The organism is Streptomyces sp. BBFR2, from assembly GCF_044497305.1.
Taxonomy (GTDB): Bacteria; Actinomycetota; Actinomycetes; order Streptomycetales; family Streptomycetaceae; genus Streptomyces.
This window is the reverse complement of sequence record NZ_CP172415.1, coordinates 6,697,738-6,720,110: the sequence shown is the minus strand read 5'-3', so window position 1 is coordinate 6,720,110 and position 22,373 is coordinate 6,697,738. Positions and strand designations below refer to the sequence as shown.

Below are 22,373 nucleotides of genomic sequence, written 5' to 3'. Positions count from 1 at the left end.
CTGGGGCCATGGACCGCGCACCCGTCATCGTGCACCCGCCCTGTTCGGGCGGCCGTCGCGTCACGCTCCACGGGCAGGACATCGGACGGGCCCGGCGGCCGGGCGACATCGCCGCGTTCCTGCGCCGCGCCGGGTTCCCCGCGACGGAGCTGATCTGGGACGACGCGGGGGTCTGCGAGTGGCGGGAGGGCGGGCCCGACATCTGGTTCACCCGCTGAAACGGCACCGGCCCGGTGGCGACTGCCACCGGGCCGGAACGCTGTGTACGCAAAGGGGTCAGTCGGCGTTCGCGCCGACCGCCGCCTCTTCCTCCGCCCTGGCCGCCTCGCGCGCGGCGGCGGCCTTCTTCGCCCGCTGCTTCATGAGGAGGAACGAGCCGATACCGAAGAGCACGGCGGCGGCCAGTCCCCAGTAGGAGAACCGCTTGAGCCACGGCTCGGCGACGACGCCGACGCTGTAGAGGAGGGCGGTGGTGCCGCCCGCCCAGACGATGCCGCCCAGGACGTTGGCGATGAGGAACTTCCAGTACGGCATCTTCAGCACGCCGGACAGCGGACCGGCGAAGATCCGCAGCAGGGCGATGAACCGGCCGATGAAGACCGCCCACATACCCCACTTGTCGAACTTCTCCTCGGCCATCGCCACATGGTCGGGCCCGAAGTGCTTGGGGAACTTCCGCCCCGCCCAGTCCAGCAGCGGCTGGCCGCCCTTGCGGCCGATGAGATAGCCGATGGAGTCACCGATGATCGCGCCGGCCGACGCGCAGGCGCCCAGGACGAACGGGTCGATGTGGTCCTGGGTAGCCGACAGGATCGCCGCACTGACGAGGACGATCTCACCCGGCAGCGGAATGCCCAGGCTCTCCACCCCGATGACCACTCCGACCAGGAGATACACACTGATGGCCGGAACCGTCGCCAGCCACTCCTGGATATGCAAAGCCGCTTCCTCCGCGTGGTGTCGGGCCCCCGTGGGCCGCTGCCCGGTGTCACCGAAGCCGGTGCGTCCGATTCCCCCGGCGCGCCGGATGAGCGCGCCCGGGAAGCGTACTCGAACCGGCCGTACGGAGGCGGTGGCGCGGACGCGCGGAGGAACACCGGCGCGCGGGGCGGGCGGCCCGGCCCCGCGCACCCCGCGGCCGGCCGGTCTCAGCCGTTCGGGCGGAGGGTCCAGACGATGGACATCTCGCCCGTCACCGCGCCGTCCTCGCGGGTGAGCGTGACGTTCACGGGGAATTCGGGGCGCTGTCCGGCGTCGAGGTCGGCGATCACCTCGGCGGCGGGGCGGCCGAGCTGCGCGGTGGCGGTGACGGGCCCCTTGGCGAGCTTCTTGTAACCGATCTCGGCGCCGACGGCGAGCGGCACCGCGCGGTGCAGCTCGGAGCCGAAGGCGGTCATGACGATCGCGCCGCTCGCGGACTCGGCGAGGGTGAACATCGCCCCGGCGTGCGGACCGGCGACGTGGTTGTGGAAGGCGGGCTGGTCGGGCAGGCGGACGACGGCGCGCTCGGCCGTGGTCTCGGTGAATTCGAGGTTGAGGGTACGGACCATCGGCACGGAGGCCGCCATCATCTCGCCGATGGACGGCAGGGACTCGGAAGACATGAGCGGCATGTTACCTGCGAGTAGCTTGGCGGGGAAGGCCCTGACCTGAGCCGTAGCGGCGGCCGCCTATCGTGGATGCCCATGACGACGCCCCCTCCGCAGCGGCCCGGGAGACCCGGCCCGCCCCGCACCCCGGGCCCCCGCCCCGTACACCCGGCCGCCACGGTGGCGGGGCGGCGGTGAGAGCGGGACGGCCCGCCTGGGCGGGGCGGAACTACACGATCCTCACGGCCGCCGCCGTCATCTCCGGACTCGGCCACTCCGGCGCACTGATCGCCACCGCGTTCGCCGTGCTGGGGGCGGGCGGCTCCGCGACCGACGTGGGGCTGGTCGCCGCCGCCCGTACCGTCCCGCTGATCGCGCTGGTCCTGGTCGGCGGGGCGCTCGCGGACCGGCTGCCGCGACACCGGGTGATGGTCGCGGCCAACGCCCTCAGCGCGCTCTCCCAGGGCGCCTTCGCGCTGCTGGTGCTGACCGGCGAGCCGCGGTTGTGGCAGATGGCGGCGCTCGCGGCGCTGGGCGGCACCGGGCAGGCGTTCTTCGCTCCCGCCTCGGAGGGCATGGTGCTCGCCAGCGTCTCCGGGGAGCACTCCGGGCGGGCGTTCGCGGTGTTCCGGATGGGCATGAACGGCGCGAACATCGGCGGCGCCGCGCTCGGCGGCGCGCTGATCGCGGCCGTCGGCCCGGGCTGGGTGCTCGCCGCCGACGCCGCGGCCTTCGCCTGCGCCGGGGCGCTGCGCGCCTTCCTCGACGTGAGCGGGGTGCCGCCGCGCACGGGCGGCGAGGGCATGGTGCGCGCGCTGCGCGACGGCTGGCGCGAGGTGGTCTCCCGGCCCTGGCTGTGGTCGGTGGTGATGCAGTTCTCCCTGGTCAACGCGGTGATCGTGGCGGCGGAGGCGGTCTACGGGCCGCTGATCGCCCAGGCGCGCCTGGGCGGGCCGGGGCCCTGGGGCGTGGCGCTCGGCGCGTTCGGCGCGGGCACCGTGGCCGGGGCGCTGCTGATGACCCGCTACCGGCCGCGCCGCCCGCTGCTGACCGGTTCGCTCTGCGTCTTCCCGCTCGCCCTGCCGTCGGCGGCGCTGGCGGTGCCGCTGTCCGCCGGGTGGCTGACCGTGGTGATGGGCCTGACGGGCGTGTCCGTCGAGGTGTTCTCGGTGGCGTGGATGACGGCGCTGCACCAGGAGATCCCGGAGGAGAAGTTCTCCCGGGTCTCCTCGTACGACTGGCTGGGCTCGCTCGCCGGGGTCCCGCTCGCCACCGCGCTCGCCGGGCCCGTACAGGACGCCGTCGGCCTGCGCGCCGCGCTGTGGGGGTGCGCCGGTGTGGTGGTGGTGCTCACCGCTGCGGTGCTGGCCGTCCCGGACGTACGGCGGCTGGCCCGGCGGGCACCGGACGAGGTGGGCGGCGGCGCGCCGGACGTGGTGCCGCCGGTGGCGGAGGGCCCGGCGGCCGGCTGAGGCGGCGCGCCGCCCGGCCGGGTCAGCCGATGCTGAACGCGCCCTCGGGCGGCTCGGGCGAGGCGACCGCGTCGGCGTCCTGGACCGGGGCGGCGTCGCCGGTCAGCCGGTGCAGGGCGGCGCCGTGCGTCACCCGGGCGGGGAAGGCGTCACCGGCCGCGCGGCGGGTCAGCGCGGCCAGCGGCAGCGGGGCGGCGGACGCGACCAGGACGGTGTTGCCGAAGCGGCGGCCGCGGAGCACGGACGGTTCGGCGATCAGCGCCGTCTCCGGCCAGACCGCGGCGGCGCCCGCGAGCTGGCCGCGCAGGAAGGTGAACGGCGCGCCGTCGGCGACGTTCGCCGCGTACACCCCGCCGGGGCGCAGCACCCGGGCCACCGCGCGGGCGTAGCTGACGGTGGTGAGGTGCGCGGGGACCCGCGAGCCGCCGAAGACATCGCCGATGACGAGGTCCGCCGAGCCGGCGGGCGCCGCCTCCAGCGCCCGGCGGGCATCGTCGGCGTGGACGGTGATGCCGCTGCCGGCGGGGAGCGGCAGTTCGTCGGCGACGAGGGCGAGCAGCCCCCGGTCGGCCTCGACGACGTGCTGGCGGGAGCCGGGGCGGGTGGCCGCGGCGTAGCGCGGCAGGGTCATCGCGCCGCCGCCGAGGTGCAGCACGTCGAGCGGCTCCCCCGGCGGGGCGATCTCGTCCAGGACGTGCGCGAGGCGGCGGACGTACTCGAACTCCAGGTGCCCGGGGTCGTCGGGGTCCACGTACGACTGCGGGGCGCCGTCGACGGTCAGCAGCCGGGCCCGGGGCCGGTCCACGTCGGGCAGGAGTCGGGCGGTGCCGCCGTCCACGTCACGGATGACCGGTATCGGCTCGGAAGGTGCGTCCACCGTCCCATTGTGCCGGGCGGGGCGGGACGCGCCGGGCGCCCGTCCCGGGCGGGGAGCGCACCGGGCGGGGAGCGCACCGGGCCCGCGCCGGGCCGGGCGGCCCCCGTCGCGCGGCCCGGCACGCGCCCGGTGCGCGCCGCGTCCGTCGGTTACGCTCCCGACGTGTTCGAACCCGCCGCGCCCTTGGACCGTCCCGCCGCGCGTGTCCTGCGCTCCCCCTGGTGCCGGCTGGCGCTGCTGGTGGTGGTGCTGGTCTGCGCGGCGGCGGCGATGGTGGTGTGGCAGCCGCAGCGGCTGCTGACCAGGGAGTCGTCCGGATGGCCGGCGGGGCCCGGCACGGTGGCGGTCTACGCGGTGGCGTACGGCGTGTGCACCACGGCGTTCGTCCCGCGGCCGGTCCTCAACCTCGCGGCGGGCGCGGTGTTCGGCAGCGGTTCCGGAAGCGCCGCCGCGCTCGCCGGGACGGTCCTGGGCGCCGGGTTCGCCTTCGGGCTGGGGCGGCTGCTGGGCCAGGACGCGCTGCGGCGGATGCTGCGGGCCCGGTGGCTGACCGCCGCCGACCGGCAGCTCAGCGAGCGCGGCTTCCGCTCCATGCTGGTGATCCGGCTGCTGCCGGGGCTGCCGTTCTCCGGGACCAACTACTGCGCCGCGGTCTCCCGGATGCGGTGGGCGCCGTTCTTGCTGGCCACCGCGGTCGGCAGCGTCCCCAACACCGTCGCGTACACCGTCGCGGGGGCGCGGGCGACCGCCCCCACCTCCCCGGCGTTCCTGGCCGCGACGGCGTTCATCGTGGTGAGCGGGGTCGGGGCGGCGGCCGTGGCCTGGCGCAAGCGGGCGGCGCTGCAGGGCGGCTGATCCGGGGTCACCCGGTGGCCGTCCGGGCGTGGTCCGCCGTACACCTTCCGTCGTTACGGTGCCCGGGCCGCCGCATGATCACCTTCGCCGTCCGCCGTGCCGTGCCGCTTCCCCGACGCCCGGCGGCGCGCGGGGGCGGGCGGCCTCATCCCGGGATTGCCGCCCCATGAGCTGGTTCGCTTCCTTCGTCCTCGGACTCGTCCAAGGGCTGACCGAGTTCCTGCCGATCTCCTCCAGCGCGCATCTGCGGCTGACCGCCGCGTTCGCCGGCTGGCACGATCCGGGCGCGGCGTTCACCGCCATCACCCAGATCGGCACCGAAGCCGCGGTGCTGCTGTACTTCCGCTCGGACATCGCGCGCATCGTGTCGGCGTGGGCGCGCTCGCTGTCCGACCGGCGGATGCGCGGGGATCTGGACGCGCGGACGGGCTGGCTGGTGATCGTCGGCTCGGTGCCGATCGGTGTGCTGGGGCTGACGCTGAAGGACGCGATCGAGGGCCCGTTCCGCGATCTGCGGCTGATCGCCACCACCTTGATCGTGCTGGGTCTCGTCCTGGGCTTCGCCGACCGGCGGGCGGCGCGCGCGGAGCACGGCGGACGCCACCGCGCGGCCGCCCGCCGCAAGGACCTCACCGAGCTGAGCGTCCGCGACGGTCTGGTCTACGGCGTCTGCCAGGCGATGGCGCTGATCCCGGGCGTCTCCCGCTCCGGCGCCACGATCAGCGGCGGTCTGCTGATGGGCTACACCCGCGAGTCCGCCGCCCGCTACTCCTTCCTGCTGGCCGTCCCCGCCGTCCTCGCCTCCGGTCTCTACGAGCTGAAGGACGCGGGCGAGGGGAACGTCGCGTGGGGGCCGACCCTGCTCGCCACCGTCGTCGCGTTCGCCGTGGGCTACGCGGTGATCGCGTGGTTCATGAAGTTCATCAGCACGAAGAGCTTCCTGCCGTTCGTGGTCTACCGCATCGTTCTGGGCGTCGTGCTGTTCGTGCTGATCGGCGCCGGGGTGCTCTCCCCGCACGCGGCGGAGTCGGCGGGATGAGGCCGGCGGGGTCCGCGGTGATCGCTGAGCGTGTGGGAAGGGACACACGCAGCCAGCGGGGCGGTGGCGAACGTTGTGCTGTTTGCGCTGGTCAGCGGGGAGTTGAGGGGGAATCAGGGGCGGATGGCAGGGCTCCGGGCGGCGAGGAGGGCCGTGCACGGGGTGAGGCATTGTCAGTGGCTGCCCCTAGCATGTCTGCCATGTCCCCTACTCCTTCCGCCCTTTCGGGCGCCCTCGCCCCTGCCTCCGAGGCCAACGACGCGATCCGCCGTTTCGTGTGCGCCCGGCCCAGTTGGACCTGGACGGCGCAGGACATGACGGAGTACGCGACGCTGCTGGAGACCTGGACGCACGCGGTGCGCGCGGAGGTCGTCGAGGCGGCGTGACCGGCGGCAATCCTGACGCCGCGTCAGCTAGATGACGGTTCGCGGAGTGCGGCGGCCCCCGGTGTTCCGGGGGCCGCCGCACTCTCCTGTCCGGTCCGTCACATCCGACCCGTCACATCAGGCCCGTCACGTCCGGCCCGTCATCCCTCGTACTGCGCCACGATCTTGGTGTAGGCGTAGGGCTCCTGGTCCACGCCGCTGCAACTGTCGCCGTCGCTGCCGCCGGAGCCGCAGGGGCGGTCGCGGTTGACGGCCCAGTAGGCGAAGCGGGCGAGGTGGTGGGTGCGGGCGTAGTCGAGGATGGTCTTGAAGTCGTCGAGGGTGACGTTCTCGTCGGCCTCGTCGGTGTGGCCGTTCATCGAGGAGACACCGATCTTGCGGTAGGCGTCGTCGTCGCTGTAGCCGTAGGCGGCCTTGACGTCGGCGGCGAGACCGTCGAGGGCGCTGACGGTGGCCTCACCCATGGTGCCGCTGTGGCTGCCGAAGTCGAACGGCATGATCACCCAGCCGTCGTTGTCCAGCCCCGCCTTCGCGCCGCGGCGGATGAGGTCCTTGCCGTCGTCGGTCGGGCCCTCGGGCGTGGTGCCCATGGTGACGTAGGTGACGAGCCCCTTGTTGACGTCCTTGACCTTCTTCAGGGCGTCGACGACGCGCTGGCGGACGGTGGCGTCGCTCATCTCGGTGTCCTCGATGTCGATGTCGAGGGCCTTGAGGTGGTACGCGTCGATGACCTTCTGGTAGGCGCCGGCCAGGGCGTCGGCGCTGGTGCACTTCTCGCCGAGCTTGTTGCCGCTCCAGCCGCCGGCGGAGATGACGACGTCGCCGCCGCCCGCGCGGATCGTCTCGATGGCCTTGGCGTCGCTGCCGCCGGTCAGCGGCCGCTCGCCGTCCCAGGCGGGGTTGCAGCCGCCGTCGGAGAGGATGAAGGCGAGGGTGAACCACTTGACGCCGGTCGCCTTCATCACCTCGGCAGGCGGCTGCGGGTCGCCCCAGCCGAGGTACTCGTAGGGCGCGGCGGCCATGGGCGGGGCGGCCTTCGGGGTGTGCGCGGGCGGCGCGGCGGCGGAGGTGCCGGCGGCGCCCGCCGTGGCGGCGGTGGCCAGGAGCGTCGCGGCCACGGCGCCGACCAGGGCACGGCGGCGGGTGGGGGGTGTGGCGCGGTCCATCAGGAGGTCTCCACTTCGCGGGACGGGGACGGGCGGCCGGGCCGGCGGGGGCGGCCCAGCGCGGTGGTGGGGGGCGCGGGTGCGTCCACCAGGTCGCGGACGAGGGTGTGGTGCGGGGAGTGGCGGCACGCCGGGTCGGTGGCGGCGGCGTCCCCGGTGAGGGCGTACGCCTGGCAGCGGCAACCGCCGAAGTCCCGCTCGCGCAGGGCGCAACTGCGGCAGGGCTCGCGCATCCAGTCGGTGCCGCGGTAGCGGGCGAAGGCCGGGGAGCGTTCCCAGATCCAGCGCAGCGGACGGTCGCGGACGCCGGGCGGGTCGAGCCCGGGGAGGGCGGCGGCCGCCGGGCAGGGCAGGACGGTGCCGTCGGGGGTGACGGTGAGGGAGACGGCGCCCCAGCCGCCCATGCAGGGTTTGGCGGTGCCGTCGAAGTGGTCGGGAACGACCCAGATCACCTCGACCCGGCCGTCCAGCTCCTGCCGGCGGCGGCGTACGGTCGCCTCCGCCTCGGCCAGTTGCGCGCGCGTGGGCAGCAGTTCGGCCCGGTTGAGGAGGGCCCAGCCGTAGAACTGGGTGTTGGCGAGTTCGATGCGTCCGGCGCCCCATGCGGGGGCGAGGCCGATGAGCGCGTCGAGGGCGGCGAGGTTGTGGCGGTGCAGGACGACGTTGAGGCCCAGCGGCAGTCCGGCGTCGGTGACGACGGCGGCGGCGCGTTCCTTCGCGGCGTGGGCGCGGCGCCGTCCGGCGATCCGGTCCCCGGCCGCCGCGTCGGCGTGCTGGACGGAGAGCTGGACGCTGCGCAGTCCGGCGTCGGTGAGGGCGGCCAGCCGCTCCCGGGTCAGGCCGATGCCGCTGGTGATCAACTGGGTGTGGATGCCCGCCCCGTCGGCCGCGGCGACGATCTCCGTGAGGTCGGGGCGGAGCAGGGGTTCGCCGCCGGAGAGGTGGGTGCTGACGACGCCGAGGCCGGCGGCCTGCCGGAAGACGCCCTGCCACTCGGTGAGCGTCAACTCCGCGCTGCGCCGGGTGAGTTCGAGGGGGTTGGAGCAGTAGGTGCAGTGCAGGGGGCAGCCGTGGGTCAGCTCGGCGAGGAGCGCCCAGGGCGGCGGCGGTACGGGGGCGGACGTCTCGTGGGCGGCGGGCGCCGGGCCCGTATCCGCACGGGTGGGCCGGGCGGCGCCTTCCGGGGTGGCGTGGCCGGGGGCGTGGGGGCCGGGGCCCGGCGCGGGTCCGGCGCCGGAGGCGGGCGGTGCGGCCTCCGGGGGGTGCGGCGTGGTCATCGCAGCCAGCCCTCCTCGCGTACGCGGTCGAGGAAGGCGGGCACCTCGTCGGCGACCGGCGCCTCGGGGTGACGGGCGCTCAGCTCCCGGACGATGCGCGGGACGTCGCGGGTGCCGTCGCAGAGCCGCAGCACCTCACCCGCCGAACCTTCCAGCACCACGACACGTTCGGGCAGGAGCAGCAGGTCTACGCCGCGGACCGGGTCGGCGCGGAGGAGGACGCCGGGGGCGGGGCCCGGACGCCAGGTGGTCATGCCCGCGCTCCGGGTCCGCCGGCGGCCGGGCGGCCCCCGCGTTCGACGGCGTCGAGGAGCGACCAGAGCACCTCGCACTTGAAGGTGAGGGCGGCGACGGCGCGGTCCTGGTCCGCCTCGGTCCGGGCGCCGTCGAGGACGAGGGCGAGGGCTTCCTTGCTGTCGCGGCTGCCCTGGTCCTGCCGGTCGTGGAAGTAGGTCAGGCCGTCCCGCTCGATCCAGGGGTAGTGGCGCTCGAAGGCGCCGATGCGGGTGCGCATGATGTCCGGGGCGGAGAGTTCGGTGAGGGAGGCGGCGACCGCCTCCAGCGGGGAGCGCAGCCGGCAGAAGTTCACATAGCCCTCGACGGCGAGGCGGACCCCGGGCAGCACCCCCGACTCGTCCAGCAGAACGGCGCGGTCGATCCCGGCGGCCTCGCCGAGCCGCAGCCAGCGCTCGATACCGCCCTCGCCCTCGCGGTCGCCGTCGTGGTCGCGGATCCGCCGCAGCCACATACGGCGCAGTTCGGGCGTGCCGAGCTTGGCGGTGATCAGGGCGTCCTTGACGGGGATGTGCCGCTGGTAGTGGAAGCGGTTACGGATCCAGCGGCGCAGCTCGTCCGGCGTCAACTCCCCTTCGTGCATGCGGATGTTGAAGGGATGACGGTCGTGGTAGTGCTCGCGGGCGACGGTGCGCAGGCGCTCCTCGAAGGAGGCCCGGGCCGCCGGAGGTACGCAGTGGTCGGGGGTCGGGTCTCCCTGTGGGCCGTTCATGGCGCGATCTCCGTCCCTTCCGCCGCGGCGGCGCTCCTGCGGCGGGCGCCCGGACGGGGCGCCGCGCGCCGGGATGCGCGGGCGGCGGTGCGCGGGGTTGGTGGGGGGTGAGAGTGGCGTGGGGGGTGGCGTTCCGGGTGGGCGCGTGCCCGGCCGGGCCGGGGCACGCGTCGCGGCGCCGGTGGGTGCGGCCGCTGTCCGGCTCCGGGGCACACCCGCCGGGGTGCGCGGTGTCCGGGCCGGTCAGCGGCGGTTCCCGGTCGGTGGGGTCAGCGGTCGGCGAGGCGGTACGCGGTGACTTCGAGCGCGGTGTCGATCACGGTGTAGCCGGGGGTGGCCCAGGTGGTCGCGGGCCGGGCGGCGACGCCGTGCGGACGGGGCGCGGACTGCGGGGCCGGGGTGGACGGGGTGTCCGTCGTCTGCGGGGTCCGTACGGTCTGGCTGGTCATGGGGTCCGCCCTTCGCTGGCAGATCGTGGGGGAACGGAGAGTTTCGGACACGGCGGCGGCACGTCCCGGACGCCGCCCGCACCGGCCACGGCACCGACGCCCGGAGCTCGCCGACTCCCCCGCCCGAACAGGAGAGTTGCGGCGTTCCGCCTTCGGTACGGCACCGCCCCGGCCGACCGGCGCATGCCCGGTGCACCGCCACGCCGTGACGCTCCGTACCGCACCGCAGAATCACCGCCGACGCGTGCCGGAGTCAATGGGGCGGGACGCCATTGGTCCGGTCCATCTCCCCGCGGAACGCCGACCGCGCTCCCCTCCCGCCGGACAACGCGCCTGGTGGGGCGGCCTTTCGGGAAAGCACCGCGGAGCCGTGATCCGGATTCCGGCCGACGGTGAATCCGTCGGCGCCAAGGCCACGTCCACCGGCCGGCTGCGCCGTTTCCGGGAGAGGACGGCGACACGGCGACGAGCGGTCGCGCGGGGCGAGTTGCCGCATTCTGGGGCGCGGGGCGGCTCGCGAGCAGGGCCGGGGCCGGGGCCGGAGGCGGGTGCGGGTGCGGGCCCGAGCCGGCGCGCGGGCAGGTGCGCTCCAGCACGTGACCCGCGGGGAACGTGCCTGATGGGGCGGCAGTTCCCGGGCCCGGCGGGCGCATCGTGCGGCGTTGCGGGCGCGGTGTGCGCCTTCCCGTCCCCTGCCGGGTGTCTTGACGGTGCCCGGGGCCCGCAGTAGGTTCCCGGCTCAACAAACAGGAAACTTTCCTATCAGCTCTTCGGCCCGCCCGCCGATCCCGCGCCCGGACGGGGTCGGCGGCGGCGTCCGCGCTCGACCGCGGTGGACGGCGTGCCTCGGGGCCGGTGTCCGTCGTGCCCTCGGCAGCCGCCGCGACCGTGGTGGCCGCGGAGGGCGAGGGCGTCGGCCGACGGCCCTCGTGGCCGGTGGCCGCCGTCGGCGGTAGGCACGGTCACCGTGGCCGGTGCCCGCCTTCGTCGGTGTTCGCCGTCGGCGGTGGTCGCCTTCGTCGGTGGTCGCCGCCTTTGCGGGGCCGACCGCCGGTGGCCGCCGGTCCTCCCGTTCACCGGTCCTCGCGCCGGTGGCGAACGCGGGCCACCCCGGTCGGTGACCGGCGGCGCCCGCCGGACGAGCGGTCTCCCCCGCCCGGCGGGTACTGGCGCGCACCGGCCGAACCGCCCGTACACCGCTCCGTACCGCGTCCTCGTCCTCGTCCCGCTCACCCGGGTATGTCCTGCCGCACCTTCCTGACCGGAGGCCCCCCATGCGCAAGCGCAGCCCCTTCCTCCCCCACCGTCTCTCCCTCACCGGTCTCGGTGCGTCCGCCGCGGCCGTCGCACTGCTGCTCGCCGCCGGTACGGCCGGACCGGCGGCGGCGGGCCCGGCGGGCGCCAACAGCCCCGCGGCCGTGGCCGATTCCGCTCCCGGCAAGCCCGCGACCGTATCGGAGGGCTGGTCCATCCCCTGGGGGCTGAGCTGGCTTCCCGACGGGAGCGCGCTGCTGACGGAGCGGGACACCTTCAAGGTCTTCACCCTCACCCAGGACGGCAAGAAGAAGCAGGTCGGCAAGGTTCCCGAGGTGGTGACCACCGGTGGTGAGGGCGGTCTGCTGAGCATCGCGGTGTCGCCGAAGTGGGAGAGCGACCACCATGTCTTCGTGATGCACACCGCCAAGGAGGGCAACCGCATCGCCCGCCTCACCTACCAGGACGGCAAGCTCAGCGACTACACCGTGCTGGTCAAGGGGATCAAGAAGAACACGTACCACAACGGCGGACGCGTCAAGTTCGGTCCCGACGGCTTCCTCTACGCCACCACGGGCGAGGCCCAGACGCCCGATCTGGCGCAGGACAAGAAGTCCCTCAACGGCAAGATCCTGCGGATGACGCCCGACGGCAAACCCGCGCCGGGCAACCCGTTCGGCACCCTCGTCTACTCCATGGGCCACCGCAATCCGCAGGGCCTCACCTGGGACGCCCAGGGCCGCCTGTGGGAGGCGGAGTTCGGCAACGCCAAGTACGACGAGCTGAACCTCATCGAGCCGGGCAAGAACTACGGCTGGCCGGTCTGCGAGGGCAACTGCTCGGAGAGCGGGATGACCAGCCCCAAGCGCCAGTGGCCGGTGAAGGAGGCCTCCCCCAGCGCCGTCGCCTACGCGGACGGCGCGATCTACATGGCGGCGCTGCGCGGCCAGCGGCTCTGGCGCATCCCCGTCGACGGCACCACCGCCGGTACCCCCGAGGCGTACTACACCAAGGACTACGGGCGGCTGCGCACCGTCGAGACCGTCCCCGGCAAGAAGGCGCTGTGGCTGACGACGACCAACGCCGACAACAACGGTGACGGCGGCGCCGGTTCGGACAAGGTCTTCCGGATCGACCTGAAGTGAGCCGGGGTGAGGTACACCCGGAGCGAGGCGGGCCCGGGGTGAGGTGCGGCGGGCCCGGCCCAGGACGGGACCGCCTGGGCCGGGTGCGGGCGGAGCCGTGAGGTCCGCCCGCACCCGTGTGACGGCGCCGGGAGGGGGGCGTGCCCGGCAGGACGACGGGCGCCCGCCGCTCCCGGGACCGGCTCATGAGAGCCCGGCTCCGGGAGCGGCGGGCTCCCCGCACGGCTTCCTCTCCCCGGGCCGCCGCCCCGCCCCAGCCGGTCCCGTCCCGGGGCGGCCGGACGAGATCCACGGCGAGGAGCGGGGGACTGCCCGCGGCGAAGGCGGTGCGGGAGGTGCGGGCGAGCGACCGGGCGCCGCGGTTCGGGTGCCCTGCGGTCAGGCCGCCGGAGGCGGCGGTGCGTCCGGGCCGGTGGCGGTGCGGCCGGACGCGCACCGTCGGTGTCAGTGACGGCGGTGCCGCCCCCGGCGGGCGCGGCGCGCCGGGTCCGGGTTCGGGTCCGGGAGGGCGAAGTGGCCCCCGGCGTCGGTGGTGGCGTCCGCCTGGCGGCCGCGCCGGTCTATGAGGGTGACGTTCGCCCCCGCCACCGGCGCACCGGAGGCGGTGTGGACCGCGCCGCGCATACCGGCCGTCTCGCCGCCGCCCCCGGCGGGGCGGGCGACGTGGCGCTGGGAGGGCAGGAAGGCGGCGAAGAGGACGCCGAGGAGCACCGCACCCGTGGCGATCATGAAGGAGACCCGGAAGCCGGCCATCGTCGGGTAGGAGACCGGCCCGTGGGCGGTGGACATACGGGCCAGGACCATGCCGATGACGGCGCTCGACATGGAGGTGCCGATCGACCGCATCAGGGTGTTGAGGCCGTTGGCGGCGCCGGTCTCCGACGGGTCGACCGCGCCGATGATCAAGGTGGGCAGTGAGGAGTAGGCCAGGCCGATACCGGCGCCCACCACCACGGCGATGATGATCGTCTGCCAGGGGGCGTTCATCAGGCCGATGCCGGCGCCGTAGCCGATGCCCATGATCACCATGCCCAGCAGCAGCGTGACCTTCGGGCCGTAACGGGCGGCGAGACGGGCGTAGACCGGGGCGATCATCATCATCGTCAGGCCGAGCGGCGCGACGCACAATCCGGCGACCAGCATCGACTGACCGAGGCCGTAGCCGGTGGACTTCGGGAGCTGGAGCACCTGGGGCAGCACCAGCGAGATGGCGTAGAACGCGACACCGACGGTGATGGACGTCAGGTTGGCGAGGAGGACCTCGCGGCGGGCGCTGGTGCGCAGGTCGATGAGGGGGGCGGCGCGGCGGAGTTCCATCACGCCCCACAGCGCGAGGATCAGCGCGGCGAGGCCGAACAGTCCGAGGGTGGTGGGCGAACCCCAGCCCCAGTCACTGCCCTTGGTGATCGGGAGGAGTAACGCGATCAGGCCGGCGGAGAGCCCGAGGGCGCCGAGCAGGTCGAAGCGTCCGGGCGCCCGGACGGCGCTCTCGGGGACGACGAGCAGGGTCAGCAGCATCGCCAGGGAGCCGAGCCCGGCGGAGAGGAAGAACAGGGCGTGCCAGTCGGTGTTCTGGGCCACGAGGGCGGCGACGGGCAGGGCGAGGCCACCGCCGACGCCGACCGACGAACTCATCAGGGCCATCGCCGAGCCGAGGCGTTCCTTGGGGAGTTCGTCGCGCATGATGCCGATGCCGAGCGGGATGGCGCCCATCGCGAAGCCCTGGAGCGCCCGGCCGACGATCATGACGATGAGGTTGTCGGTGAAGCCGCAGATCAGCGAGCCGAGGACCATGACGGCGAGGCTGGCGAGGAGCATCCGGCGCTTACCGGAGAGGTCACCGAGGCGCCCCATGATGGGCGTGGCGACGGCGGCGGAGAGCAGGGTGGCGGTCATCACCCAGGTGGCGTTGCTGGGCGCTGTGTGCAGCAGCGTGGGCAGGTCCTTGATGACCGGCACGAGCAGGGTCTGCATCACCGCGACGGCGATACCGCAGAAGGCGAGAACGGGGACTATGCCGCCGGTTCTCCGCTCCTTCCCGGGGTCGGGCACCGGGAACGCGGCCATGGGCGGCGCGCTCCGAGGTGGCTGTTCCGTCGTCGTCTGGGTCATGCCTGGGGCCTCCGGGCGGAGTGGAACGGATACGGATCAGGTCCGTCCGGCCGGATGCGGTCGGACGGTCCGGGTCAATCTCGAACGCGGCGAGTGGCGCCGCGGATGTGGCCGTGCCCATGGGACGGACCGGGGTGCACACGATGTCTCACGCCGTCCGGCGGGCGGCGGTTCCACGGGCCGAGCGGCCCGGGACCGGCAGCGTACGCCGGGAGCGGCGGTGACGGGGCGTCACCGCGCGCGGCGGGCAACGTCCGTGCGGGACAAGGGTGTTGGTGCGGTGGCGTGGCTTCGGTGGGGCGAGGTCAGGACACCGGATCCCCGGGTGGGGGACCAGGTACATGCATACCGAACGTTGTATGCCGTGACCGTATTCCGACATGATCCCGTCCGCCCCGCGATCCGCGGGTGATCTCCGTCACTGACCCGACCGCTGTCAGGTTTCTCCCCGTCATCAGCCCTCCCCCGATGGCGTTTTGGCTGCTGGTCCGGCCGGACGGCCGGCGGCGCGGCCGGGCACGGACCCGGCTCACCGGCGGCCGGACGGATTCCGTACCGCCAGGAGCGCGGTTCGTCCGACCACGGTTACCAGTCAACACCACACCACTGACAACGAGTTGGCCGCGAGCGGTACGGGGGCGCGACACGACGCTCCGTCAGCGGGCGATCACCGGGATCGGGCCCGTCACCCGACCCCGCACACGCGGCTACCGTCCGTCACGGGTCGGGCGTCGCGGAAGACGATGCCGAGGGAGTGGCGGCGGCCGGACCGTACCGTGCTGACGCCGTGCCGGAACTGCCCGCCGAGCAGTCGTGGTGCGGGGGTGCGCCCCGGCGACGGGCGGGGCGCGCCGGTGGTCAGACGGTGCGGGGCAGGGCGTGCTCCAGGCGGAGCAGCCGCTCCTTGCGTTCGGGGCCGGCGGCGTAGCCGGAGAGGGAACCGTCGGCGCCGATCACCCGGTGGCAGGGCCGGACGATGAGGACCGGGTTGGCGCCGATGGCGCTCCCCAGGGCGCGGACGGCGCCCGGCGCGGCGCCGATCTCGGCGGTCAGTTCGCCGTAGCTGGTGGTCGTGCCGTACGGGATGGCGTCGAGGGCCTGCCAGACGCGCCTGCGGAACTCCGTTCCGGGGGTGGCGAGTTCGAGGGTGAAGACGGTGAGTTCGCCCGCGAAGTAGGCACGGAGTTGGCGGGTGACCTCGGTGAAGGCCGCGGGGTCGTGGGCCCAGCCGTCCTGGACGGTGGCGCCGCCCTTCTGGCCGGGCAGGGACAGTGCGGTCAGCGCGGTGCCGCCGACCGCCGTCGCCGACTCCTCGCCCACGAGGAGGATCTCGCCCAGCGGGCTGTCGTACGTGGCGTAGTGGGTCATGAGGCTGTCCGTTCCTGAGATTCTCCGTCGTGCACGCTCCACTGTGCGGTACGGCGAAGGCTCTCGCTGGCGGAAATCGGACATGGCTCTCGGGGCCGCCGGGGCCCGGAGGGCGAGGTCGGAGACCGTGGGCGGGACGGGCCGGGGCGCGGTGGCCGAGGCCCGTGCCGGCCCCGGCCGGGCGGTCCGGCGGCTCGGGCCGGGCCCGGACGCCGGGTGCAGGGCGAGGTCAGGCGGGCGGGCACGCCAGGAGGCAAGGCGGTCGGGCGGAAACGGAACCGATGGAAGCGGACGCGGAGCCAGCCGGGCCGGAAACGGAGCTGACCGAACCGGACGCGGAGCCGGCCGGGCCGGAAACGGAACCGATCGAACCGGACGCGGAGCCGGTAAGGCCGGTAAGGCCGGAAACGGAACCGATCGGGCCGGGCGCGGAGCCGGTCAGGCCGGTGGCAGCGGCCAGTCGTTCAGGTCGCCGCCGCGCCATTCGACGAGGTTCGGGTCGTCGAGTGTGATGTCCTCGGCCGGTTCGCCGAGCCCCGCTCTTCGGAGGAACTCGGCGACATCGCCGCGGCCGTGGGCCAGACCCACGATCTGGCCGTGCACGGTGACACGGCGCCCCCCGGAGGGCGACGGCGGATGCACGATGACGGGCGGGTGCTCGGTCATGCCTCCAGACTGCGACGGGGTCCGCGGCCTCGCATGTCGGACCGCCGCCCGCCCGTGTCCCGTACGGGACGGAGCGGGGAAGCGGGAAGCCCCGGCCGGACGGGGGGAGCCGGCCGGGGCGGCTGAGGTGCGGGCCCCGGAGGCGGTCGCCTCTCGGCGAAAGGCACTGTGGGGCTTCAGCCGGACGATCGTCCCCACAGGCGGAAGGTGAGGCCCGGGGACACTGTCCCTCCGGGACCCGCATCCAGTTGAACGGTGAACCGGACAGTGGTGTTCCGGTCGGTAGGGGTGACGGTCGTCACGCCATCCCCGGACACCCGGCGCGCGCCGTACGGAACCGCAGGCCCGGCTCATGGCGGCGCCCGGTGCACCGCGGCGGGCATCTGCGCGAGGCCCGCACCCGTAGGGGCCCGGCCCTCGCGGGTGCGGGCCGCGCCCGGCGCCCCGGCATCCGTACGGGCCGGACCGGCGACGTCTTCGCCCGGCCGCCGGGTGAGGTCCGACCCCGAGGGCGTCGGCCGGGCAAGCGCCCGGCCGACGCCCCGTACCCGTACGGGAGGTGCCGGAGGAGGGCGGCGCGGCTGCGGTCGCGCTCCAGGACGGGGCCGGCCCGTACGGAGGAGGCGGCGCGTACGGGAGGGGGCGGCGCGGAGAGGGGCCCAGGGGCGTCAGACCTTCAGGGGCTTGATCGCCGTGGGGGCGTGGCCGGGCTCGGTGGCCAACTCCTCCCACTCGTTGACCTTGTCGATCTCGGCTCCGGCCATCGAGATGTTGGTGATCCGCTCCAGGATCGCCTCGACGACCACCGGGACGCGGTACTCGGCGGCGAGCTTCTTCGCCTCCTCGAACGCGGGCAGCAACTGCTCCGGCTCGGTCACCCGGATCGCCTTGCAGCCCAGGCCCTCGGCGACCTTGACGTGGTCGACGCCGTAGACGCCCAGCTCGGGGGTGTTGATGTTCTCGAACTCCAGGTTGACCTGGAAGTTGATGTCGAAGTTGCGCTGCGCCTGACGGATCAGCCCCAGGTAGGCGTTGTTCACCAGGACGTGGACGTACGGGATGCGGTGCTGGGCGCCGACCGCCAACTCCTCGATCATGAACTGGAAGTCGTAGTCGCCGGAGAGCGCGACCACCGGGGTGTCCGGGTCGGCGGTGGCCACGCCGAGGGCGGCGGGGATGGTCCAGCCGAGCGGTCCGGCCTGGCCGCAGTTGATCCAGTGGCGCGGCTTGTAGACGTGCAGCATCTGCGCGCCCGCGATCTGCGAGAGGCCGATGGTGGTGACGTAGCGGGTGTCGGGCCCGAACGCCTTGTTCATCTCCTGGTAGACGCGCTGCGGCTTGATCGGGACGTTGTCGAAGTGGGTGCGGCGCTGGAGCTGCGCCTTGCGCTCCTGGGTGGCCGCGGCCCACGCGCCGCGGTCGGGCAGCCTGCCCGCGGCCTTCAGCTCCTCGGCGACCTCGACGAAGAGTTCCAGGGCGGCCCTGGCGTCGGAGGCGATGCCGTAGTCCGGAGCGAAGATCTTGCCGATCTGGGTGGGCTCGATGTCGACGTGGACGAATTTCCGGCCCCGGGTGTAGAGGTCCAGCCCGCCGGTGTGGCGGTTGGCCCAGCGGTTGCCGATGCCGAGGACGAAGTCCGACTCCAGGAAGGTGGCGTTGCCGTAGCGGTGCGAGGTCTGCAGGCCGACCATGCCGGCGTTCAGCTCGTGGTCGTCGGGGAGGACGCCCCAGCCCATCAGGGTCGGGATGACGGGGGTGCCGGTCAGTTCGGCGAACTCGACCAGCAGGTCGGCCGCGTCGGCGTTGATGACGCCGCCGCCGGCGACGATCAGCGGGCGTTCGGAGGCGTTGAGGAGGGTGAGCGCCTTCTCGATCTGGGCGCGGGTCGCGGCCGGCTTGAAGGCGGGGAGCGGCTCGTAGGTCTCCGGGTCGAAGTCGATCTCCGTCAGTTGGACGTCGATCGGCAGGTCGATGAGGACCGGGCCGGGCCGTCCGGAGCGCATCAGGTGGAACGCCTGCTGGAAGACGCCGGGGAGCTGCGCGGCCTCGGTGACGGTGGTCGCCGCCTTGGTGACGGGCCCGGCGATGGCGGCGATGTCGACGGCCTGGAAGTCCTCCTTCCGCATCACCGCGACCGGTGCCTGGCCGGTGATGCAGAGGATCGGGATCGAGTCGCCGGTCGCGGAGTACAGGCCGGTGATCATGTCGGTGCCGGCCGGGCCCGAGGTGCCGATACAGACGCCGATGTTGCCGGGGTGGGTGCGGGTGTACCCCTCGGCCATGTGCGAGGCGCCCTCGACGTGGCGGGCGAGCGTGTGGTCGATCCCGCCGGCGGCCTTGAGCGCCGCGTAGAAGGGGTTGATCGCCGCGCCCGGCACTCCGAAGGCGTGGGAGATGCCCTCCCGCTTGAGGATCTCCACCGCGGCGCGGGCGGCTGTCATTCGAGGCATCGCGTACTCCTGCGTCGGCCTTGTCAGGGGCGTGGTCCGGCCCGGAGCCGGAACTCTTTAATTCCGCATCATGGAATTAATGTTTTGCTTTATGGAAGGAAAGTAGAGCGCGGCCCCGCACCCGTCAAGAGATCCCGTGGTGACGGCGCCCGCCCCGGTCGGCGCGGCCATCCGCCGCGACCTCACCCCCGCGCCTCAACTCCCCTACCTGGAAAGGGAGTTCAGAACACCGGCACCCCTGCCGCGAACCCGTTTCGGGTGGCGGGTACCGTCACGCCCGGCCGGAGGACGGCCGCCGGGCGACCCGCCCGGACCCGCCGAGATCAGGAGTACCGCCCGTGCGCCATGCCGCTGTGACCCCCGCAGGCGACCGCATCCGCTGGATCGAGCACCCGGACGACGGGACGGAGCGGCCCGCCCGCCTCTACCTGCACGGGCTCGGCGCCTCCTCCCCCGTCTACTGGAGCGCCACCGCCGCGCACCCGCTGCTCACCGGCGCACGGGCGCTCCTGCTCGATCTGCTCGGCTTCGGTATCAGCGACCGGCCGGCGGCGTTCGCGTACACGATGGAGGCGCACGCCGACGCGGTGGCGGCGGCGCTGGAGGCGGCGGAGGTGGAAGGCGCGCAGGTGGTGGCGCACAGCATGGGCGGCACCGTCGCCGTACTGCTCGCGGCGCGCCATCCGCGGCTGGTGTCGCGGCTGGTGCTGGTCGACCCCAATCTCGACGCGCTGGAGCCGGAGCGGGGCGCGGGCGGCAGCCGCGGGATCGCGGCGCGGACGGCCGGGGAGTTCGCGGCCGGTGACGCGGAGACCGCCGCCGCGGCGGGCAGCGAATGGTGGGCCACCATGCGGCTGGCCGGGCGGGACGCGCTGCACCGCAGCGCCGTGGAGCTGGTCCGCGGCTCCACGCCCTCCGTCCGGGAGACGCTGTGCGCCCTGACCGTCCCCCGGACGCTCCTGTACCCGACCGACGACGGGCCGTTCCCCGGCGCGGACGGGCTGACCGCGGCGGGCGTCACGGTCGTGGGCCTGCCCGGGTGCGGGCACAACATGATGCTGGACGCCCCGGAGGCGTTCGCGCGGGCGACGGCCGAGGCGCTGGCGTAGGCCGCCCGGACCTGCGGAAACCGCCGGCCCCGGGTGTCAGGGGTACCGGCGGTCCGGAGTCCGTACGGGGCGCGCGGCCGTGGCGGCGCGCCCCTCGGGGGTCAGCGGATGGGCATCCCGGAGAGCGTCCGGGCGATCACCAGGCGCTGGATCTCGCTGGTGCCCTCGAAGATCGTGTAGATCGCGGCGTCACGGTGCATCCGCTCGACCGGGTACTCCCGGGTGAAGCCGTTGCCGCCGAGGATCTGGATGGCCTGGGCGGTGACCTTCTTGGCGGTCTCGCTGGCGAACAGCTTCGACTGCGACCCCTCGGCGGCCGTGAACGGCTTGCCGTTGACCGCCATCCACGAGGCCCGCCACACCAGCAGCCGGGCCGCGTCGACGGAGGTGCGCATGTCGGCGAGCTGGAAGGCGACGCCCTGGTTGTCGATGATCGGGCGGCCGAACTGCTCCCGGGTCCTCGCGTACTCCAGGGCCTCCTCGTACGCGGCGCGGGCGGTGCCGACGGCCATCGCGCCGACAGCCGGGCGGGACGCCTCGAAGGTGGCCATCGCGGCGTTCTTCACCCGCTCACCGCCGCCCTTCGCCCGCTCGCGGGCGCGGGCGAGGCGCTCGTCCAGCTTCTCCTTGCCGCCCAGCAGGCAGCTACCGGGGACGCGGACGCCGTCCAGGACGACCTCGGCGGTGTGCGAGGCGCGGATGCCGTGCTTGAGGAACTTCTGCCCCTGGGACAGGCCCGGGGTGTTCGGCGGCACGATGAAGGAGGCGTGCCCCTTGGAGCCCAGCTCCGGGTCGACGGCGGCGACGACGACATGGACACCCGCGATACCGCCGTTGGTCGCCCAGGTCTTGGTGCCGTTCAGGACCCATTCGTCCTTGGCCTCGTCGTAGACGGCGCGGGTGCGCATCGAGGCGACGTCGGAGCCGGCGTCGGGCTCGGAGGAGCAGAAGGCGGCGACCTTGACGTCGTCCGGGGTGCCGTACATCTGGGGGATCCAGGTGCCGATCTGCTCCTCGGTGCCGTTGGCGAGGACGCCGACGGCGGCGAGACCGGTGCCGACGATCGACAGGGCGATGCCGGCGTCGCCCCAGAACAGCTCCTCCATCGCCATGGGGATGCCGAGGCCGGTGGGGTCGAAGTACTGCTGGGCGTAGAAGTCGAGCGAGTAGATGCCGATCTTGGCGGCCTCCTGGATGACCGGCCAGGGCGTCTGCTCACGCTCGTCCCACTCGGCGGCCGCGGGACGTATGACGTCCGCGGCGAAGCCGTGGATCCAGTCCCGGACCTCCTTCTGCTCGTCGTTCAGCTCCATGATGAACTCGGCCATGTCCCCTCCAGCGGTACGCGCCCCATCCAGGCGTTACTTACGGTAACAGGAGTCTGTTACCCGTGAGTAAACGTGTCAACTCCCCCGCTGGCGGCAGGCACCGCGCGGCACGGGTGTTACGTTGCGCGAGCACCACGGATACACAAGGGCGGGGAGCTGGACCATGGAGAGCACCGAGCGGGACGGCCGGCGGCAGACGACCGCGGACCGGCGGCGCGAGCTGCTGGAGGCGGCCGAGCGGATCGTCCTGCGCGACGGCCCGGAGGCGTCGATGAACGCCATCGCCGCCGAGGCCGGAATCACCAAACCGATCCTCTACCGCCACTTCGGCGACAAGGGCGGCCTCTACCGCGCCCTCGCGGTGCGCCACACCGACGGCCTGCTGGCCGGGCTCCGGGCGGCGCTGGCCTCCCCGGTACCGCGCCGCGAACGGGTCGAGGCCACCCTCGACACCTATCTCCTCGCCATCGAGACCCGCCCGCAGGTCTACCGCTTCCTGATGCACCCGGCCGACGGAGCGACCCCCGCCGACTCCGGGTTCGACGTCGGACGGCACTCCGCCCCGCTGCTGCGCCGCCTCGGCGAGGAGCTGGCGGAGGTGATCAGCGAACGCCTCGCGCTCGGCCCGGCGGGCGAGGAGAAGGCCCGCGTCTGGGGCCACGGCATCGTCGGCATGATGCACGCCGCCGGCGACTGGTGGCTGCGCGAACGCCCCTGCTCACGGCAGCAGTTGGTGACCCATCTGACGGATCTGCTGTGGGGCCAGCTCGCCGCCATCGAGGACCGGCCGGACGGGCCCGGCTTCTGACGGAGCCCGCGGCGCCC

At 74.0% G+C, this 22,373-nt stretch carries 21 protein-coding genes; 8 read left to right on the top strand and 13 right to left on the bottom strand.

Features of this window, described 5'->3' with window-relative positions; translation table 11 throughout:
• The first annotated feature begins 8 nt into the window (after positions 1-8).
• Positions 9-218 (top strand): hypothetical protein, encoded by a 210-nt coding sequence (locus ACGH2B_RS27770; RefSeq protein ID WP_399095592.1) that lies wholly within the window; start codon positions 9-11, stop codon positions 216-218.
• Positions 219-276: 58 nt separating this feature from the next.
• On the opposite strand, the gene ACGH2B_RS27765 is transcribed toward ACGH2B_RS27770, so the two are convergent.
• Both ACGH2B_RS27765 and ACGH2B_RS27760 read right to left on the bottom strand, forming a co-directional pair.
• Positions 277-939, bottom strand: coding sequence for a DedA family protein (locus ACGH2B_RS27765; protein WP_399095589.1), 663 nt, complete (start codon positions 937-939; stop codon positions 277-279).
• 209 nt (positions 940-1,148) lie between these two features.
• The gene (locus ACGH2B_RS27760; protein WP_399095586.1) at positions 1,149-1,604 is read right to left on the bottom strand and encodes a DUF4442 domain-containing protein; all 456 of its coding nucleotides are present in this window, start codon (positions 1,602-1,604) and stop codon (positions 1,149-1,151) included.
• Between the two features lie 179 nt (positions 1,605-1,783).
• Between ACGH2B_RS27760 and ACGH2B_RS27755 the strand changes: the two genes are divergently transcribed.
• Positions 1,784-3,061, top strand: coding sequence for an MFS transporter (locus ACGH2B_RS27755; protein WP_399095583.1), 1,278 nt, complete (start codon positions 1,784-1,786; stop codon positions 3,059-3,061).
• A gap of 22 nt (positions 3,062-3,083) precedes the next feature.
• On the opposite strand, the gene ACGH2B_RS27750 is transcribed toward ACGH2B_RS27755, so the two are convergent.
• Positions 3,084-3,938 carry a spermidine synthase gene (locus ACGH2B_RS27750; protein WP_399095580.1) on the bottom strand — a complete coding sequence of 285 codons (855 nt, stop codon included), beginning with the start codon at positions 3,936-3,938 and terminating at the stop codon, positions 3,084-3,086.
• A gap of 162 nt (positions 3,939-4,100) precedes the next feature.
• Between ACGH2B_RS27750 and ACGH2B_RS27745 the strand changes: the two genes are divergently transcribed.
• From ACGH2B_RS27745 to ACGH2B_RS27735, 3 genes are all read left to right on the top strand, one after another.
• Positions 4,101-4,793, top strand: coding sequence for a TVP38/TMEM64 family protein (locus tag ACGH2B_RS27745; protein WP_399095577.1), 693 nt, complete (start codon positions 4,101-4,103; stop codon positions 4,791-4,793).
• A 166-nt stretch (positions 4,794-4,959) separates the two neighbouring features.
• Entirely contained in the window at positions 4,960-5,832 is an 873-nt protein-coding gene (locus tag ACGH2B_RS27740) for an undecaprenyl-diphosphate phosphatase (protein ID WP_399095574.1), read from the top strand.
• 200 nt (positions 5,833-6,032) lie between these two features.
• Positions 6,033-6,218, top strand: coding sequence for a hypothetical protein (locus ACGH2B_RS27735; protein WP_399095571.1), 186 nt, complete (start codon positions 6,033-6,035; stop codon positions 6,216-6,218).
• A 140-nt stretch (positions 6,219-6,358) separates the two neighbouring features.
• On the opposite strand, the gene ACGH2B_RS27730 is transcribed toward ACGH2B_RS27735, so the two are convergent.
• From ACGH2B_RS27730 to pqqA, 5 genes are all read right to left on the bottom strand, one after another.
• A complete protein-coding gene (locus ACGH2B_RS27730) occupies positions 6,359-7,384 on the bottom strand; it encodes a chitinase (protein WP_399095568.1) in 1,026 nt (341 codons plus the stop codon).
• Positions 7,384-8,661 carry a pyrroloquinoline quinone biosynthesis protein PqqE gene (gene pqqE, locus ACGH2B_RS27725; protein WP_399095565.1) on the bottom strand — a complete coding sequence of 426 codons (1,278 nt, stop codon included), beginning with the start codon at positions 8,659-8,661 and terminating at the stop codon, positions 7,384-7,386. The genes ACGH2B_RS27730 and pqqE overlap by 1 nt, the downstream gene beginning before the upstream one ends.
• Positions 8,658-8,915 carry a pyrroloquinoline quinone biosynthesis peptide chaperone PqqD gene (gene pqqD / locus ACGH2B_RS27720; protein ID WP_399095562.1) on the bottom strand — a complete coding sequence of 86 codons (258 nt, stop codon included), beginning with the start codon at positions 8,913-8,915 and terminating at the stop codon, positions 8,658-8,660. Before pqqD ends, pqqE begins: the two co-directional genes overlap by 4 nt.
• Positions 8,912-9,667 carry a pyrroloquinoline-quinone synthase PqqC gene (gene pqqC, locus ACGH2B_RS27715; protein WP_399095559.1) on the bottom strand — a complete coding sequence of 252 codons (756 nt, stop codon included), beginning with the start codon at positions 9,665-9,667 and terminating at the stop codon, positions 8,912-8,914. Before pqqC ends, pqqD begins: the two co-directional genes overlap by 4 nt.
• A 269-nt stretch (positions 9,668-9,936) precedes the next feature.
• On the bottom strand, positions 9,937-10,116 hold the full coding sequence (pqqA, locus tag ACGH2B_RS27710) for a pyrroloquinoline quinone precursor peptide PqqA (protein WP_399095556.1): 180 nt from the start codon (positions 10,114-10,116) through the stop codon (positions 9,937-9,939).
• A 1,274-nt stretch (positions 10,117-11,390) separates the two neighbouring features.
• On the opposite strand from pqqA, the gene ACGH2B_RS27705 reads away from it, so the two are divergent.
• Entirely contained in the window at positions 11,391-12,515 is a 1,125-nt protein-coding gene (locus ACGH2B_RS27705; protein ID WP_399095553.1) for a PQQ-dependent sugar dehydrogenase, read from the top strand.
• Positions 12,516-12,959: 444 nt separating this feature from the next.
• Here ACGH2B_RS27705 and ACGH2B_RS27700 read toward each other — a convergent pair whose 3' ends face one another.
• From ACGH2B_RS27700 to gcl, 4 genes are all read right to left on the bottom strand, one after another.
• Entirely contained in the window at positions 12,960-14,627 is a 1,668-nt protein-coding gene (locus tag ACGH2B_RS27700; protein ID WP_399095550.1) for an MFS transporter, read from the bottom strand.
• 858 nt (positions 14,628-15,485) lie between these two features.
• The gene (locus tag ACGH2B_RS27695) at positions 15,486-15,995 is read right to left on the bottom strand and encodes a methylated-DNA--[protein]-cysteine S-methyltransferase (protein ID WP_399095547.1); all 510 of its coding nucleotides are present in this window, start codon (positions 15,993-15,995) and stop codon (positions 15,486-15,488) included.
• Between the two features lie 438 nt (positions 15,996-16,433).
• Complete coding sequence (locus ACGH2B_RS27690) at positions 16,434-16,661, bottom strand: hypothetical protein (RefSeq protein ID WP_399095544.1); 228 nt, start codon at positions 16,659-16,661, stop codon at positions 16,434-16,436.
• Between the two features lie 668 nt (positions 16,662-17,329).
• Positions 17,330-19,111, bottom strand: coding sequence for a glyoxylate carboligase (gcl, locus tag ACGH2B_RS27685; RefSeq protein ID WP_399095541.1), 1,782 nt, complete (start codon positions 19,109-19,111; stop codon positions 17,330-17,332).
• A 338-nt stretch (positions 19,112-19,449) separates the two neighbouring features.
• Here gcl and ACGH2B_RS27680 point away from each other — a divergent pair, with 338 nt between their 5' ends.
• Positions 19,450-20,220 (top strand): alpha/beta fold hydrolase, encoded by a 771-nt coding sequence (locus ACGH2B_RS27680; protein WP_399095538.1) that lies wholly within the window; start codon positions 19,450-19,452, stop codon positions 20,218-20,220.
• Between the two features lie 101 nt (positions 20,221-20,321).
• Here ACGH2B_RS27680 and ACGH2B_RS27675 read toward each other — a convergent pair whose 3' ends face one another.
• Positions 20,322-21,548: an acyl-CoA dehydrogenase family protein gene (locus tag ACGH2B_RS27675; RefSeq protein WP_399095535.1), complete on the bottom strand. Its 1,227-nt coding sequence runs from the start codon at positions 21,546-21,548 to the stop codon at positions 20,322-20,324.
• A 163-nt stretch (positions 21,549-21,711) separates the two neighbouring features.
• Here ACGH2B_RS27675 and ACGH2B_RS27670 point away from each other — a divergent pair, with 163 nt between their 5' ends.
• Positions 21,712-22,356, top strand: coding sequence for a TetR family transcriptional regulator (locus ACGH2B_RS27670; protein WP_399095532.1), 645 nt, complete (start codon positions 21,712-21,714; stop codon positions 22,354-22,356).
• The last annotated feature ends 17 nt before the right edge of the window (positions 22,357-22,373 follow it).